We start from the raw sequence: 16,429 nt of genomic DNA, 5'->3' as shown, positions 1-16,429 counted from the left end.
TGAACAACATATGGTTATACGTGCATCTAGGATAGAGGATTACGAACAATTAATAGAACTGGAAAACTTAATTTGGGACTATACAAACACGCCGATGCCGATGGTTTGGGATTCAGTCGCCGATTATGCTGGACATTTTCCACCGGGAAGCCAATTTGTTTTGATTGAAAATGGAAAGCTGGCAGGCAATATGTCTGTTAAATATCCTACACCACTGGATTGTAATCGCCATGTCTGGGAAATTGCGATTGGTGTTCATCCTGACTTTCAGGGAAAAGGGATTGGGAGCAAATTACTGCAGTTTTTGGATGGTGAGGGTAGGAAGCACGGAATCCGAAAAATTTGTTTAAGAGTATTGTCCACGAATGCCCCGGCTATTTCCTTTTATAAAAAGAATGGATATATAGAGCAAGGTGTATTAAAGGGAGAATTTTATCTGAATGGTCAGTATGTGGATGATATCTTAATGTATAAAAAATTGGTTGATTAAGAAGGGGAAGAGTGAGGTACTCTTTATCATAGATACATTCGAGCTTTTAAGCACCAGCTTCCTATATTAAAAATGGGTGCTCCATTTTTGGTATGATTTAAATTTACCCTACTGGACATTATTAATATTTTTTTAAAAAAGAGAATTGGAAATGTCCAGGTTCAATAGGTATCAAAGTGATGGAATAATCGTATAGTTATTAACTTACAGTGGATACAGTCAAATCCGCTGTTTTTATATGGGCTATATCAGAAAGGGGTCAATCAGCAGAATACTTCGAATAGAAATAGATTGAATCATAATATCCCGTATAACATGCCACGATTTTATAGCCTTCCTCAATCGTATTATCCACAACCCATGCGCGATTAACAAAAGAGATACAAATTCAAGATAACTATTTACTAGATTTCATCTATGTTGGTGAGTTCTTTGATTGCTTACTATATTCCTTTATATATAGCTTGATGATTGTTATTTAATCAGTCATGCAGCATTTTGGATAAGATGGTTAATAATACCTGTGGGAATAAAAAAACGACGGTATTAAAATAGTTAGGATGAATATTAAGGGTAGAGGGTGAGGTTGATGATTAGCAATAAATTAGGATTTGGAAGGAAATTTCGAATTGGCATAATCCTAATTATGGTGGTAATCATACTAGTTTCGGTACTTACCGTTAAGAGTCTAAATAGTTCGCGCGAGGAACTATTAGAAATTGTAGAAAATCGTTATAAAAAAGTGAATTACACTTATGAAATAGAAAAGAACGTCACTTCATCAAAAATGTTGGTTAGTATGATTGCGAATGATCTATCAGGAGCAACAGCAGATACTGTACAAGATAAACTTGCTGGAAATCATGTCAAGATTGAAGAGCATTTTGCGAAAATCCATGGTATGACACTGAATAAGGAAGCTAGGGAAATATTAATGGATTGCGCAGCTCTATATCGAATATACAAAGAAAACGAACGAATTATCATAATGGAACTAATACAAGACACTGAGTATGCTAGTAATAATTGGGATATAATAGAGGAATCTACCTCTAAGCTAACAGAGTCAATAGAAGAATTTATTAGCTATCAAGAGGAGATGATGGAGGGCGCATTTAAAAGGGCAAATGAGAAGTACGATCAAATGTATCAGGTTGTTATCGTGTTAATGACGACTTCCTGTGGGTTAATTGCATTAATTGGCTACTGGCTTATTCGTTCAACAACAAAGGATTTAAAACAAATAACGAATGTATTGGAAGAGATTGATTTAAATGACCCTTCTACCTTACGCAGGCTTGAAGTGAAAACAGATGATGAAATAGGTTTGATTGCTGAAGCCTTTAACAATATGTCGATGTCTTTAGAAATCTACAATAAAAATGAGAAAGCGTATTTGAACGATATCAAGATACAGAACTGGGTACTATCAAAAATTAATGAAGTAGCCAGCTTGACGCAAAGTACCTTAAATATAAATGAATTTGCAGAACGTCTTCAAAGTAAGTTGTCTCCATTAGTAGGTGCTTCCGTTGGAGCTTTCTATTTAAGACATCAGGATGATGATACTATTTTTTATCGTGCAGCATCCTATGGTGGCGGTGGAAAAGATCAATTTAAAGTAGGTGAGGGGATTATTGGGCAGGCGGTTGTTGATCAACAAATAGTCCTGTTAGAAGATATTCCAGATGATTACCAACTACTTTCGACAGGTTTGGGTGACGTGAAACCAAAATCGATTTTGATTGCCCCGATTATCTATGAAAATAACACGATTGGTGTCCTTGAATTCGCAAGTATAACAGGTTTTACAGATGTACAGTATCAAGCCATTCAGCAGGTAAATGAATCACTTGGGCTGGCCGTACACAGCGTTTTATCTAGAATGGAAATTGAATGCTTGCTAAATGAGTCGAAAGCAATGACGGAAGAATTGCAGGTTCAGACGGAAGAGCTGCATTCACAATCTGAAGAATTAATGACGATTAATGAACTATTGGAAGAACGTGAGCAAGAAGCTTTGCAAAAGACGAAGGAACTTGAACAGTCTCAGGAAGAATTAAGAATAAAAAATGAACAATTGCTGCAAAGTTCAAATTACAAATCTGAATTTCTTGCAAATATCAGCCATGAACTTCGTACGCCTTTAAATAGTATTTTAATTCTTTCAGAGCTGTTAATTGACATGGATAGTGATCATTTTTCAGAAGAGGAAAAAGAGTATATTGAATATATTTATTCAGCTGCGAACAGTTTAACATCCTTAATTAACGATATACTTGACCTGTCAAAAATTGAGGCTGGAAAGTTGGATATCAACTATAACAAAATGAAAATTAGTGAAATAGTTGAAGCCTTAAATATATTTTCACCTCAAGCTGAAAGAAAACAACTTGGTTTCATCATAGAAATAGATGAGGATTTGCCAACCTATTTTTACACGGATGTGCAAAAAGTCCAGCAAATCATTAAAAATTTACTATCAAATGCCATAAAGTTCACAGAACAAGGATCCGTGACTGTTAAGTTGGAAAACATAATCCATACATGTTATGAAAAAGACGTTCATGATACGATCCGAACTGATGAATGGATAAAAATTATTGTAAAAGATACTGGTATTGGAATCTCTAAAAAACAGCAACAAACTATTTTTGAAGCCTTTCAACAGGGGGACGGGGCTACAGTACAAAAATACGGCGGTACAGGATTAGGTTTATCAATCTGCAAAAAATTAACCGATTTGCTAAACGGCTATATATTTGTTGAAAGTGAAGTAGGGAAAGGTAGTATGTTTACTGTTTATTTACCCAATCTACAGGCACTGGAAAATAATCATGTGGTTGAAGTGTCCCCGTATAGTGAAACGATAAGACAAGTGGCTACAACCGCTGAACGAATCGAGACTGAAGAGACAAAAGATGTTGAAATGGATATACTTCGAGGTAAAAAGGTGCTTATTACCGATGACGACCAGCGTAATATTTACACATTAAAAACAGCACTTGAAAAAAAGGGAATCGAAATTTTAGTAGCAAATAACGGAACTGAATGTCTGGAAATTGTGAAAGAGGATCGTCATATTGATATGATCCTGATGGATATTATGATGCCTGAACTGAATGGATACGAGACAATGAAACGCATACGTATGGATACGAAATTAAGCTCGCTTCCAATTATTGCTTTAACAGCGAAAGCAATGAAAGGTGATCGTGAAAAATGCCTGGCAGCTGGTGCATCGGATTATATCAGTAAACCAATTAACCTGGAGCAATTAATCTCTGTGATGAGAGTCTGGCTGACTTAAAAGGGAGAATTCCTGCCAATGTACCAGGTGAAAAAAGAGTATAGATCCATAGGTAAAAAGCCGCTCAATTGACGTTCAATTGAGCGGCTTTTATATATCTGATGATAAAAAAGTATAGGGCCACTGATACTAAAAATGAGAAATTTCCTTTTGTAGTTTTTGAGTCACATCATGGATTGGTAAAGCAGCCGTTCGCTGCCATGGTGACCAATTATCAGTGGAATTATTGGAAAGAGAGGACTGATGACGATATGGAAAAAATCATAGATTTATTGATTGAAAATGCAACTGATCCATACCTGCTCGATCTATCGTCTCACTTGCTATATATAGGGAAGAAAAAACGAAAAAAGATAGAGCTGTCAACATAAACGGACAGCTCTATCAGTACTATTATTTAGATGAATGTAGCGATATCTTCTACAGGAAGGCGTACGGTTTTGAAGTATTGGTTTCCCTGAGCCTTACCAATCGCAATTAGGACAATTGGCATGTATCTCTCATCCACATTGAAGTTTTTAGCAAAAGCAGCTTTATCAAAACCGCCCATTGTAATCGTATCAAGCCCGCGATTCTTTGCAATCAGCATCAATTGCATGGAGACCAGGCCAGCATCAAAGCTTGCAATATTTGCGCGTGTTTCTTTAGGAGCACCAGGATACACTCGTTTTACATCTTGTACGAGTCTTTGTTTGTTTTCCTCATCAACAAAACCTGCTTCAAACATCATGTCGTAAATTTTATCGACTTTTTTGTGCATTTCAGTATCTCCGAGTACTGCAATGACAGCAGAGGCATTTTCAGCAACCTTTGCATTGTTACCAAACAAACCCAGGTCTTTCTTTCTTTCCTCATCTTGAACGACGATGAAGTTCCAAGCCTGCATATTGCTGGAAGATGGAGCTAAGGTAGCCTCTTCAAGGATGCTCCTTAGTTCTTCTTTGGACAATTTAAATGAAGAGTCATATTGCCTGATAGAATGACGTTCTTTTATAATGGTTGATAAATCTTTATGTAGATTTGACATATAAATTCCTCCGTAGATTCAACATTTTTAGTTATTATTGTATGTTAGCTTATTTTTAGTAAGTAATAAATAAATTGTAGAGTTATAGACTGAATTTGTCAAATAAATCATTATATTGGAATGGTGAATCTTATCTGATGTTCAATAAGGTTAAGGGATTTTTTCATTGATACCTACAGATAGATTTTTTAAAATGAATCCCAATTTACCATTTTGCTATATGTTCTTCAATACAGCCTGGCATTTGCTGAATCCTTAGTATGGTGTCATCTTGTAAGCATATTTCTCCATCATAGAAACCTACCATTTGATGTACTTCAGATTTAACTATAATCGAATCTGTTTTGGCGATACGTTCAAATAGGGGAGTGAAGGTAAGTCTCACACAATCAGTCGCCAAAGAGTGAATCTTCCAAGGCTGCATGAAATCATGTTTATTATAGTGAAACTTCATATCCTCACTGATTTTTGTCAAATGTCCATTTAATAATATGGCATTTTCATTTAAGCCTGTCCCATCTGTCCATTGTCCGCCGAAATTTAAACCAATTAGATCATTTCCTTGTTTGCCTGAAGCCATTCCCCAATTCCAGGTACAATTCCTTGGCCATACACCCCGACCGTAATCCAAGCTGGCATAACTTTCATCCGGCTTAAAGTGATAGGTTTTAGATCCAATTCTTAGGGTTCCTTGAGAAGGGAGACAATGCATCTTGGTTGTTAATTGATATGTTTGATTACTCCAAGGAATGACAACACTCAACGAATCCGTCTCAGGATAGCTGATTTCAAGATTTGCTTGCAACGGTTTTTGATCAAAATTTGGAATCTCCACGTACAGTTTGAACCGATTATGATCCCATAAGATATCGATGTTCATTTGTTTGGAGGAGATTCTTGTACTGGCCAGGACATCATCCGGGAGTGTTTTGTTACTCTTAAAAGGAAACAAGGCTGTTTTCTCGTAAAATGATTTGGTATGTAAGTCCAGATAATAAACAAAGCAAACCATCGCATAATCTAAATGACTGATTGTAACGGAAAAAAGAACATCTTTATTCGTTATACACCAATAATTCCATTTCTTTTTCCGAAGAAAGTGTCCGCTGACATTACCGCTGATAAGAGGCTTTCTTGACCAGCCTATGCTTTCTGCTTTTAAATGGCCTTTCTCATCGCATAGAGCAACGGGATCTGTTATTTCTCTTTCATGATATGTATGATTCATTCTGAACAACCTTTCCAATAGATTTAATAGTTGAAAGTTATGATATTTATCATTAATGTACCATTCGAGGGCAGGGACGTCTATTGGAGAAAAAAACAGTGAGCGGATGTTTATACCGCTCACTGAATAGTTAATTCGCATATAATCGCTTATAGCTGTCAAAGTGTTTTTTATAATAGCTGTTATTTGTACTTGTGATGCGTACACCACTATTATCTGCATGAATAAATTCATTATTACCCAGATAGATGCCTAAATGGGAGATTCCTTGCTTGTATGTACCGGAGAAGAAGATAAGATCCCCAGGCTGAGGTGAACTCACAAAATAGGAACGGTTATAGAATCCTTCAGCTGTGTATCTTGGCATAGAGTGTCCTGCTTTATTAAAGACATAATAAAGAAAGCCGCTGCAATCGAAACCAGCGGGAGTCGTTCCTCCCCATACATATTTTGTACCGATGAAACTTTTACTGATTGAAATCAGTTTAGATGTAAAAGCCGGATTGCCTATCGTTTCCTGAGCAGAAGAAGATCCGCTTGAAGGAGTAGAAACAGAAGGTAAATCACTTGACGATTTTGAGATTTTTAACTTTTGTCCCACATAAATCACGTCAGATTTCAAACCATTTATTGATTTTATTTGAGAAACGGTCATGGAATAACTTTTGGCAATTTTACTTAGTGTATCTCCCGACTTAACTGTATAGGTTGTTGATGAAGTTGTGCTGCCGGAAGAGCTTGAACTGCTTGATCCAGAAGCAGTTGAAGGTTTTGAAACCTTTAATACTTGGGCTGGATAAATAATTGTACTGGATAGATTGTTCCAGCTCATAAGTTGATTGACAGTAATAGAATAGTTGCTGGCAATTTTACTTAAGGTATCGCCTGATTTCACAGTATAGGTCTTGTTGGCAGAAGAACTCCCAGTTACTGGTGAAGATCCAGATGTATCAGCAGATACTTTGATTACTTGTCCCGGATAAATAAGATCGTTCTTTAAACTGTTCCAGCTTTTCAATTTACTAACGGTTGTAGAGTATTTGGCAGCTATAGCTGATAGTGTATCGCCTGATTTAATGGTGTATGTATTAGCATTGCTTGTACTCCCAGAATTGCTGGATGAAGATGAATCATGCTTCGTTACTTTGATGACTTGTTTAGGATAGATAATATCCGATGACAAATTATTTAAGTTTTTTAAGTTTGATACTGTTGTTTTAAATTTTGAGGCAATAAAAGAAAGTGTATCTCCCTTTTTAACTGTATAAGTCGTCGAAGCTGCTGATGCTTCTTGGGCAAAAGCAGACGACATTATAGCAGCAGCCGTGAAGGTTACAACTTTTAAATGCTTCATTTAAATCAACTCCTTTAGTGTTATTTTATACTAATCTATAATACCCATATTATATTAACATAGTAAAAATTCTGATTAAAGTTATATGTATTAAGTCATTGAATAATAGAATAATGGGTGAAGAGTAGAGAGGATGGTAAATCTTCATATGGATATAAAATTTTGTGGGATAATTCTAAGAGTGAGAGAAGGTGAAATTTTACATATCCGTCATCATGAGCTGAAAATTTAACAAAATATAAAAAAGGATACTGAAAAAACACTGTAAGTTGAGATGAAGCGATAGAGTGGATCTCAAAAGGAAATAAGTTCACATGCAATTGTAGTAAACGTATGTATTGAAACGGAGGGAGAGGCTGATAAGTAGATTTTGAATAATAAGAGAAAGAAAGCAAGGGGCTATCAATAGCGACAAAATTATAAAGAGATAAACTGTCAGTTGGCCTAGATCTAATGAGGAGTATGGCCTTTTGAATTAAATTTCTTATGCAAGTAAAGGGGCAGCATTCATGTATGAAGCGAAAAGAGGAGGATACTTTTGTCATTAAAAAGACCCTGTGCAGTAGACTCTTTTTCAAGTGTCTGCTACACAGGGTACAGTTTAGTTCAAGATCATTCTTCTTTATTACGCAACATCTTTAATGTTGGAATTCTTTTTCCAGAAACCTAATAGAACAGCTGTGACAAGTGAACCAATTAGTATGGCTAACAGGTACATCAAAGGATTTTCTATTAATCCGACAACGAAAATACCGCCGTGTGGGGCAGGAGTCGAACAGCCAAATGCTGCAGATAAGGCTCCAGCTGTGGCAGCGCCGATTATAGAACTGACAATTACTCGAATTGGATCGGCTGCTGCAAATGGAATCGCACCTTCTGTAATGAAGGAAGCGCCCATGATATAGTTTGTAAGACCAGACTTACGTTCCGAGTCCGTGTATTTATGTTTAAAGAACGTAGTGGATAGTGCGATACCAAGCGGTGGTACCATTCCTCCAGCCATAACAGCCGCATGAGGAACACCGTTGCCGGCAGCAATCGCCGCAATACCAAACGTGAAAGCAGCCTTATTGATAGGACCTCCCATATCGACAGCCATCATACCGCCGACGATTAAACCTAGGAACACCGCATTCGTACCGCTTAAGTTTTCAAGCCAGTTAGTCAACCCTTTATTCATGGCCACAACCGGGTCATTAATGATGAATATCATAATGAGACCGGTGATTAATAGACCAAATAATGGATATAACAATACTGGTTTTATACCCTCCAAAGAAGCAGGCAACCAGTTGAAGGCTTTTTTAACACCAAGAGTTACATATCCTGCAAGGAAACCGGCAATTAATCCACCAAGGAATCCTGCACCTGCAGAAGCAGCTAACAATCCTCCGACCATACCAGGCATGAAACCAGGACGGTCAGCAATGGAGCTGGCAATGAAACCGGCTAGTACCGGTACCAATAGGAAGAAAGCTCCCTTGTCTCCGCCACCGATCGTATTGAGTGCTGCAGCAAATGGATTGTAATCAGGTGATGCTGTATCAGTAGGGTTAATTCCGCCAAACAAGAAGGAAAGGGCAATTAAGAGCCCGCCGCCGACAACGAATGGAAGCATATTGCTTACACCGCTCATGAGATGTTTGTATATTTGGGAGCCAATTCCTTTTTTCTCCTGTGTTCCGCTTTCTTGATTAGCGGAACCGCCTTTTGCTTCATAAATAGGAGCATCCTGTTTTAAGGCACGGTTAATTAATTCTTCCGGTTTCCGGATACCTTGTGCAACAGGAACTTGAATCACATGCTTGCCATTAAAACGGTTCATTTCAACGTTTTTGTCTGCAGCAACAATGATTGCACTCGCTTTTTGAATATCTTCATCAGTAAGAGGATTTTTAATCCCTGTGGAACCATTTGTTTCGACTTTAATATTAACGTTCATTTCTTTCGCTTTTGCTTTTAATGCATCGGCAGCCATATATGTATGTGCGATTCCTGTAGGGCATGCCGTAACGGCTAATACATAACCTTCATTTTTAGCTTCTTCAGCATCCGGGGCAGGTTGATCGTTAGAATCCTCATTTTCAAGTTCTCTCTGTTTAGCATCAATAATGGAAAGAATTTGATCCTTAGAATTTGCTTGTAAAATGGCTTTGCGGAAATCGTCATACATTAACATGGAAGAAAGCCTTGATAATGTTTCAAGATGGGTATCATTTGCCCCGGCTGGTGCAGCAATCATAAAGAACAGGTGGGCCGGCTGGCCATCCAAAGATCCATAATCAACTCCGTCAATAGAACGTCCGAAACATAATGCCGCATCCTTAACAGCTTCTGATTTAGCATGAGGAATTGCAATTCCTTCGCCAATTCCGGTTGTACTTTGCTCTTCACGTTTCAGGATGGCTTCTTTATAACCTGCAGGGTCTTTTAATTTTCCTGCTTGATCCAGTTGGTTAACAAGTTCATTAATAACGTCTTGTTTGCTAGTAGATGAAAGGTTCAGGATCATCGTATCTTTCTTTAACAAATCAGTGATTTTCATGATTTCACTCCCTTAATATTTTTGAATGTTTACTTGCGGGAGAAGCGCATCGATATCTTCTTTTTCAGCAAGGTCGTAGTTGAATGCCGTTGCACTTCCTGAGGCAACTCCATATTGAAAAGCTCTTTGCATATCCTTCGTTTGGTCCCACATTCCGATAAATCCAGCTACCAATGAATCCCCAGCACCAGTGGAATTCTTCACATTACCTTTTGGAATAGTAGCTGTATAGACACCTTCGCGATTAATAAGGATAGCTCCTTCGCCTGCCATAGAAACAATCACATTTTGAGCACCTTGCTCGACTAGCATAGATCCGTAATGGATAGCATCCTCTATCGTTTCTACTTTTGTATCAAATAGTTCCCCAAGTTCATGATGATTTGGTTTCACAAGAAAAGGGCGTTCTTTTACAACGTCAAGTAAGGTTTTTCCGCTGGCATCTACGACAACCTGTATTCCTTTTGCTGCATATTCTCTTGTTAGTTCCATATACAAATCAGATGAAAGGGAAGGGGGAATACTGCCTGATAAAACGAGAATATCATCGGCAGTCATTTTTGAAAGCTTATGATGGAGTTCTTCCATTTTTTCAGCGCTTATATGTGGACCTAATCCATTAATTTCAGTTTCTTCTCCGGTTTTTAACTTAATGTTGATTCGGGAATCCTCTTCCACCGGAATAAAATCTTCAGGTACGTTCTCACTCCTTAAAGCATCGAGAATGAATCCTCCAGGAAATCCACCGCTAAAACCAAGAGCGGTTGTTCTTGAACCGATCCGTTTGAGGATACGTGAAACATTTATCCCTTTCCCGCCTGGATATTTGGCTTCTTTATTCATCCTGTTTAAACCGCCAAGTTCAAAATGCTCGACTTCTACAATGAAATCTACTGATGGATTCAATGTCACGGTGTAGATCATGGTTTCACTACCTTTATTGTTGTATTCTTTTTATATTTTGCCAATTTGTCCGAATCTATCCCATCCGTTATGATGGAGGCTTGATTTAATTCTGTCACTCTGGCAAAGGAAGTCTCATCAAATTTGCTGAAATCAGCTAGAACAAAAGCTTCTTTTGATAAATCAATAGCTGATCTTTTTAAGATAGCTTCCTCCGGATCGGGAGTACTGAACCCCCAATCAGGGTGAATGCCGTTGATCCCCAGAAAACATTTATCAAATCTATAATTGGTTATATTGTTGATTGCCTGGCTCCCAATTAATGCATTTGTCGCCTTTTTGATTCGACCACCGATTAAATAGGTAATAATGTTGCTATCCTGAAGAGCGGTTGCTTGCAAAATTCCATTTGTTACAACCGTAATGGGTTTGTTTTGGATGAATGGGATCATAGCAAGGGTTGTCGTCCCAGCATCGAGATAAATACAATCACCATCGTCAATCAGAGTCGCTGCGAGCTTGGCTATCGCTTCTTTTTCCTTAAGTCTGGAAGTTGATTTCTCCAAAATGGTTGGTTCAATACTGCGATTCTTCACAAGTTCTGCTCCGCCATGCACTCTTTTTAAAATAGACATATCTTCGAGTTGGCTTAAATCACGTCGTATCGTTGATTCGGAAGTATGTAGTTCTTTGACGAGTTCCTGAATTTTAATAAATCCATTTTGGTTAATTTTCTCGATGATATATTGCTGTCTTTCGGGTGTCAGCAATTCACCACCTCCCTACCGTTAAATATAATTTGTTTGTTTTTAGAAATCAATCAATATCAATCAAATCCAATCAAAATATTTCATAATGTTATCAAAATCTATCATGGATTGTATTTAATGGAGCAATTAGAGTAATTAGGTGAATACAACATACGGCTTGAATGTATGTCATAGAGACGGGTATTTGTTTAATCGATAGGAAAGAAGGGTTGTATTAAAAATTAATAAATAAAATGATGGGTTTAGTATAATCAGTTAGAAGGTAAAAGATTTACTTATTTCAAATTTAAAGAGAAATTTCTATTTTATAAATAAAAAGTAGGTGAAAGGAGAGTAGTATGAAGAAAATTGTATTGTTTGACGGGGAATGCAATTTTTGTGATGCCAGTGTTCAATTCATCATTAAAAGAGATCCAAAAGGTATCTTTTCATTTGCAGCTCTGCAGAGTGACGTAGGTCAGCAATTGGTAAAGGAATATCATGTTCCTGAAAAGGTTGATAGTTTAGTTTTAATTGATGCAGAACATCACACATTCTATATCAAGTCTTCAGCAGCCTTACATATATGTAAAAACCTATCCGGTTTGTGGAAAACTTTTTATATATTTAAAGGTGTACCGAGATCGATAAGGAATCAGGTATATGATTTCATTGCGAGAAACAGAATTAAATGGTTTGGGAAGAAAGATCAATGTGCACTGCCTTCACTGGAAATCAGGAAAAGGTTTTTGTAGAAGGCATGCTTGAATCTAAAAGAAAAAATCCACTTTCATGGCGAAAGTGGATTTTATTTGTTTACTTATAGAATACCTTCTAACAATAATACGCGAGATGGAGCAGCATCAATTCCTACCAATTTAAGCGGTGCTGCGACCATGAAGTATTCACCAGCAGGTACATCTTTTAAGCGTAAACCTTCAATAACGATTACATCATTTGAAAAGAGGGTTCGGTGCGTAGGATGTCCGGGTTGGGCGCGTTCCACACCAAGTCCATCAATGCCAACGCCATTAATGCCAATTTCAGAAACATACTTTGCACCAGATTCACCTAAAGCAATAAATTCAAAATTAAATTCTTCATCGAAGGAGTTTTTTGTTTTTAAAAGAATAAAGTCACCTTTTTCAATTGGCAGAGACTCAAGATCTTCTTTTTCAATTAGTCCTGTTACATGAGTTAAATCAAGCACTTTACACTTACCAACCAGACGCTCTAATCCAATTGTTTCAATTGTAGCACCATCATTTATCATATGGAGCGGAGCATCTGTATGGGTTCCCACATGGGCATCGAGGGTAATGCGGGATTCCGTGACATGTCCGTTTGTGACTGTATTAAAGACCGGTTGTTTGTCCTCAATATTTTTATAAACAGGCATTCCAGTGTAAATAGGCATAGATACATCAAAGATTTTCATCGGATCAATCTCTCCTTTTCACTATATTTATCTTTACTCGTCTTCTTCAATAGCCCACCAATGGAATCCGTCTTTTGCCAACAGTTCATCAGCACTTTCAGGACCCATTGAACCGGATGAATAATTAGGGAAACATCCAGCAGGCTTATTTTCCCATTCTTTAGAAATTACATCTGTGAACTTCCAGGACAAGGCCACTTCATCCCAATGAGAGAAATTAGTCGCATCCCCGCGCATAGCATCGAAAAGCAGGCGTTCATATGCTTCCGGTGTATTGAAACGGTCATACTTTGAAGTCCTGAAACTTAATTTAACTGGTGTTTTTCCGCCTTTTTTAGCATTGAGATGCAGAGTAATTCCTTCTTCAGGCTGGATGTTAATAACCAGTAAATTAGGGTTTAGTTGTTCTTCTGTACGATAGAACAAATTCATCGGCACATCCTTAAATTGAACAACAATTTGTGTTGATTTTGCCGCAAGCCGCTTACCGGTACGGATATAAAATGGGACGCCGGCCCATCTGAAATTATCAAACATCATTTTACCAGCCACATATGTTTCTGTATTGGACTCTGGGTCAACCATATTTTCAGAACGGTATGCAGGCAGGTGTTTGCCGTCGACTTGACCTTCTCCGTATTGACCGCGGACAAAATAGTTATTTACTTCATCTTCTTTAATAGGACGAAGAGCGCGTAGAACCTTTACTTTCTCACTGCGAATCTCCTCCGTCGTTAATTTTATTGGAGGCTCCATCGCTAATAAAGAAACAATCTGCATAATATGGTTTTGTACCATATCTCTGAGTGCACCGCTGTTCTCATAATATCTGCCTCTGTCTTCTACTCCAAGTGTCTCTGTAGAGGTGATTTGGACATTGGCTATGTAGTGATTATTCCATAGTGGTTCAAAGAAGGCATTTGCAAAGCGAATCACTTCGATATTCTGAACCATTTCTTTGCCTAAATAATGATCTATACGATAAATTTCATCTTCAGAGAAGGAACAACGAAGCTGATTATTAAGTTCTTCAGCTGATTTATAATCATGGCCAAATGGCTTTTCAATCACTAAGCGTTTATATCCGGCTGTGTTGGTTAAACCATCTTCTTTTAATCTTGTGGCGATTGTTCCAAAATACTCTGGCGCCATCGCAAGGTAAAAGAGACGATTTCCATTCAGCTGATATTCTTCATCTAATTTGTCTGCTAGAATGCGCAGTTCATCATAGGATATACTGGTTTGGCTAACATCAAGTGCTTGATAATAGAAATGGCCTGCAAATTCAAGCTTTTCTGATTCGGTGCCATGCTCACTGGAAATCGCTTCATGAATATGTTGTTTGAGACGGTCTGTCGTCCATTCCCGTCTACCTATACCAATACAGGCAAAGTTTGATGATAGTCTGCCTTTTGTGTATAGACGATATATGGAAGGGAAAAGTTTCCGTTGTGCTAAATCTCCAGTAGCCCCAAATATCATTATTAATCCTGATTGCTTGTCAATAGTGGGCATGTCAGAACCTCTCCTTATGTCTTTTCTCGGTAAATACGATATTCTATTTTATCTCGTATCGAACTGTTTATCAATGTTATGAATCAATATTTGATTCATAACTTAGTTTACAGGTAACGATGAAGAAAATACAATATTTTGCCGTCCGATAAAAAATAGAAAGTATGAATTTCTCAATTGCTGAAAAAAGAAGAAGAGTGCTGTAAAATAGATGTATCCAAATAGGTTGGAGGAATTAGATTGGAATTAATATTTTTAGGAACAGGAGCCGGCATACCGGCTAAACAGCGGAACGTATCTTCACTTGTTTTGCAGATGAATGAAGAGAGAGGTTCCAGCTGGATGTTTGATTGCGGTGAAGCGACTCAGCATCAAATATTGCGTACACCTGTGAAAACGAGAAAAATCGAAAAAATCTTTATCACTCATTTACATGGGGATCATATATATGGGCTTCCCGGATTACTTGGCAGCCGTTCATTCCAGGGGGGAGTGGAGCCACTGACGATTTATGGACCGGTGGGAATAAAGGAGTATGTTGAAACTTCCTTGCGTTTAAGTCAAACTCATCTGAAGTATAAACTTTCTTTTTTTGAGATCCAGGAAGATGGCCTTATATTTGAAGACGAAACATTCAGGGTAGAGGCATTGCCCTTAGACCATGCTATTTTAAGTTACGGATACCGAATCATCGAGAAGGATAAACCAGGTGAATTAAGGGCGGATCTACTGAAAGAAGCAGGAATACCACCAGGGCCCATATACAGCAAACTCAAAAAAGGTGAGACTGTACAATTGGAGGATGGTCGGATGATTGACGGAAAGGAATACATAGGCTCACCTAAAGCAGGCCGCATAGTCGCGGTATTAGGAGACACACGCCCGTGTGGAAATGCAGTGAACCTGGCATTGCAGGCAGATTGTATGGTTCATGAAGCCACTTTTAAACAAGGGCAGGAAGAGATGGCTATTGACTATTTTCATTCCACTACCGTTCAGGCTGCAGAATGTGCCGTAAAAGCGGATGCCAAACGTCTAATCCTCACCCACATCAGTTCCAGATTTACGATGGATGATGAGATTGAACTGCTTAATGAGGCAAAAGCTGTTTTTAAAAATACGGAATTGGCCAAAGACTTTTCGGTCTTTAAGCTCTAATAAATTTATACTAAAAGTAGAGATAGCAGGGGTCCTGCTATCTTTTTATCAGGTTGTTTTCGTTTTAATCAAAAAGTTTGCTCATCATTTACAACGTCTTCATTGAGGGCATCGTATAGGATAACGCCATTTTCTGCCATGAGAATATAATTCTTTGGGTTTGCTGGGTTGAGCAGGAACACACTATATTCTCCTCCCAGTTCACCACTGACCTTAGCCAATGAATCGGCAAGTGCGTTCCAATTGTCCTTTGGCAAATCCCCGGAGAGAATCTTTGTCATTTCTACGGCAAAGTTTGGGTCAGTCGGCAGGATTGTGAAGGCCTTCAGTTTTTCATTGTACTCCACTGTAGCAATGCCTGTGTAAGCTTCCTGAAGGATTGACAGAGCAACTTGTGGGTCAATGGACTTCTCTGCCGGTGGTGGGGTAGCAGGAGAATCCTCTTTAGGCTCTTCTATGGCAGGAGCCTCTTCCTTAGGTTCTTCTACTGCAGGTGGAGCCTCCTCTTTAGGCTGTTCTACTGCAGGAACTTCTTCCTTTGCTTCAACCTTTGGCTCTTCCTTCGGTTGAACGGCATCTTCCTTACCACAAGCAACCAATAGACCAGCAAGACCGGCAACAAGAATCAATTTTTTCAATCTACATTCCTCCTTCTGAAATTACGTTATTCAGAGAGAGGCTGTTTGGCGATTTACATTCAACTTTTTTCCAG

General features: G+C 38.2%; 14 protein-coding genes. 5 read left to right on the top strand and 9 right to left on the bottom strand.

The annotated features are described in order from the left end of the window. Positions 1 to 10 precede the first annotated feature (10 nt). From AC4G3K_RS02480 to AC4G3K_RS02470, 3 genes are all read left to right on the top strand, one after another. The gene (locus AC4G3K_RS02480) at positions 11 to 490 is read left to right on the top strand and encodes a GNAT family N-acetyltransferase (RefSeq protein WP_491132367.1); all 480 of its coding nucleotides are present in this window, start codon (positions 11 to 13) and stop codon (positions 488 to 490) included. A 589-nt stretch (positions 491 to 1,079) separates the two neighbouring features. Continuing rightward, entirely contained in the window at positions 1,080 to 3,800 is a 2,721-nt protein-coding gene (locus tag AC4G3K_RS02475) for an ATP-binding protein (protein ID WP_491132366.1), read from the top strand. Between the two features lie 101 nt (positions 3,801 to 3,901). Beyond that, positions 3,902 to 4,171 (top strand): hypothetical protein, encoded by a 270-nt coding sequence (locus AC4G3K_RS02470; RefSeq protein WP_491132365.1) that lies wholly within the window; start codon positions 3,902 to 3,904, stop codon positions 4,169 to 4,171. 26 nt (positions 4,172 to 4,197) lie between these two features. Here the strand turns inward: AC4G3K_RS02470 and AC4G3K_RS02465 are convergent, their stop codons facing one another. The 6 genes from AC4G3K_RS02465 to AC4G3K_RS02440 all read right to left on the bottom strand — a co-directional run bounded on the left by AC4G3K_RS02465 (position 4,198) and on the right by AC4G3K_RS02440 (position 11,627). Continuing rightward, a complete protein-coding gene (locus AC4G3K_RS02465; protein WP_491132364.1) occupies positions 4,198 to 4,827 on the bottom strand; it encodes a nitroreductase family protein in 630 nt (209 codons plus the stop codon). Between the two features lie 205 nt (positions 4,828 to 5,032). Next, positions 5,033 to 6,055 (bottom strand): DUF2804 domain-containing protein, encoded by a 1,023-nt coding sequence (locus tag AC4G3K_RS02460; RefSeq protein ID WP_491132363.1) that lies wholly within the window; start codon positions 6,053 to 6,055, stop codon positions 5,033 to 5,035. Between the two features lie 130 nt (positions 6,056 to 6,185). Further along, positions 6,186 to 7,409, bottom strand: a complete 1,224-nt coding sequence (locus tag AC4G3K_RS02455) for a C40 family peptidase (protein ID WP_491132362.1) — start codon at positions 7,407 to 7,409, stop codon at positions 6,186 to 6,188. Positions 7,410 to 8,034: 625 nt separating this feature from the next. Next, positions 8,035 to 9,954, bottom strand: a complete 1,920-nt coding sequence (locus tag AC4G3K_RS02450; RefSeq protein WP_491132361.1) for a PTS fructose transporter subunit IIABC — start codon at positions 9,952 to 9,954, stop codon at positions 8,035 to 8,037. Positions 9,955 to 9,966: 12 nt separating this feature from the next. After that, the gene (pfkB, locus tag AC4G3K_RS02445; RefSeq protein WP_491132360.1) at positions 9,967 to 10,878 is read right to left on the bottom strand and encodes a 1-phosphofructokinase; all 912 of its coding nucleotides are present in this window, start codon (positions 10,876 to 10,878) and stop codon (positions 9,967 to 9,969) included. Next, entirely contained in the window at positions 10,875 to 11,627 is a 753-nt protein-coding gene (locus tag AC4G3K_RS02440; protein WP_491132359.1) for a DeoR/GlpR family DNA-binding transcription regulator, read from the bottom strand. Before AC4G3K_RS02440 ends, pfkB begins: the two co-directional genes overlap by 4 nt. Positions 11,628 to 11,965: 338 nt before the next feature. Between AC4G3K_RS02440 and AC4G3K_RS02435 the strand changes: the two genes are divergently transcribed. Then, complete coding sequence (locus tag AC4G3K_RS02435) at positions 11,966 to 12,361, top strand: thiol-disulfide oxidoreductase DCC family protein (RefSeq protein ID WP_491132358.1); 396 nt, start codon at positions 11,966 to 11,968, stop codon at positions 12,359 to 12,361. A 65-nt stretch (positions 12,362 to 12,426) separates the two neighbouring features. On the opposite strand, the gene AC4G3K_RS02430 is transcribed toward AC4G3K_RS02435, so the two are convergent. Both AC4G3K_RS02430 and zwf read right to left on the bottom strand, forming a co-directional pair. Then, positions 12,427 to 13,044, bottom strand: coding sequence for a cyclase family protein (locus tag AC4G3K_RS02430; protein WP_491132357.1), 618 nt, complete (start codon positions 13,042 to 13,044; stop codon positions 12,427 to 12,429). Between the two features lie 33 nt (positions 13,045 to 13,077). Next, positions 13,078 to 14,559, bottom strand: coding sequence for a glucose-6-phosphate dehydrogenase (gene zwf, locus AC4G3K_RS02425; protein WP_491132356.1), 1,482 nt, complete (start codon positions 14,557 to 14,559; stop codon positions 13,078 to 13,080). 240 nt (positions 14,560 to 14,799) lie between these two features. Here zwf and rnz point away from each other — a divergent pair, with 240 nt between their 5' ends. Continuing rightward, entirely contained in the window at positions 14,800 to 15,717 is a 918-nt protein-coding gene (gene rnz, locus AC4G3K_RS02420) for a ribonuclease Z (protein WP_491132355.1), read from the top strand. A 68-nt stretch (positions 15,718 to 15,785) separates the two neighbouring features. On the opposite strand, the gene AC4G3K_RS02415 is transcribed toward rnz, so the two are convergent. Next, the gene (locus AC4G3K_RS02415) at positions 15,786 to 16,355 is read right to left on the bottom strand and encodes a hypothetical protein (RefSeq protein ID WP_491132354.1); all 570 of its coding nucleotides are present in this window, start codon (positions 16,353 to 16,355) and stop codon (positions 15,786 to 15,788) included. Positions 16,356 to 16,429 lie beyond the last annotated feature (74 nt).

It is taken from the genome of Bacillus sp. z26, from assembly GCF_058313635.1.
The sequence above is the reverse complement of the archived record's forward strand: the minus strand, read 5'-3'. Positions and strand labels throughout refer to the sequence as shown.

Coding starts and splice junctions, on each gene's coding strand:
- AC4G3K_RS02435 (WP_491132358.1), top strand. CDS start 11,966: ATGAAGAAAATTGTATTGTTTGACGGGGAATGCAATTTTTGTGATGCC.
- AC4G3K_RS02465 (WP_491132364.1), bottom strand. CDS start 4,827: ATGTCAAATCTACATAAAGATTTATCAACCATTATAAAAGAACGTCAT.
- AC4G3K_RS02455 (WP_491132362.1), bottom strand. CDS start 7,409: ATGAAGCATTTAAAAGTTGTAACCTTCACGGCTGCTGCTATAATGTCG.
- zwf (WP_491132356.1), bottom strand. CDS start 14,559: ATGCCCACTATTGACAAGCAATCAGGATTAATAATGATATTTGGGGCT.
- AC4G3K_RS02480 (WP_491132367.1), top strand. CDS start 11: ATGGTTATACGTGCATCTAGGATAGAGGATTACGAACAATTAATAGAA.
- AC4G3K_RS02430 (WP_491132357.1), bottom strand. CDS start 13,044: ATGAAAATCTTTGATGTATCTATGCCTATTTACACTGGAATGCCTGTT.
- AC4G3K_RS02450 (WP_491132361.1), bottom strand. CDS start 9,954: ATGAAAATCACTGATTTGTTAAAGAAAGATACGATGATCCTGAACCTT.
- AC4G3K_RS02470 (WP_491132365.1), top strand. CDS start 3,902: ATGATAAAAAAGTATAGGGCCACTGATACTAAAAATGAGAAATTTCCT.
- AC4G3K_RS02475 (WP_491132366.1), top strand. CDS start 1,080: ATGATTAGCAATAAATTAGGATTTGGAAGGAAATTTCGAATTGGCATA.
- AC4G3K_RS02460 (WP_491132363.1), bottom strand. CDS start 6,055: ATGAATCATACATATCATGAAAGAGAAATAACAGATCCCGTTGCTCTA.
- pfkB (WP_491132360.1), bottom strand. CDS start 10,878: ATGATCTACACCGTGACATTGAATCCATCAGTAGATTTCATTGTAGAA.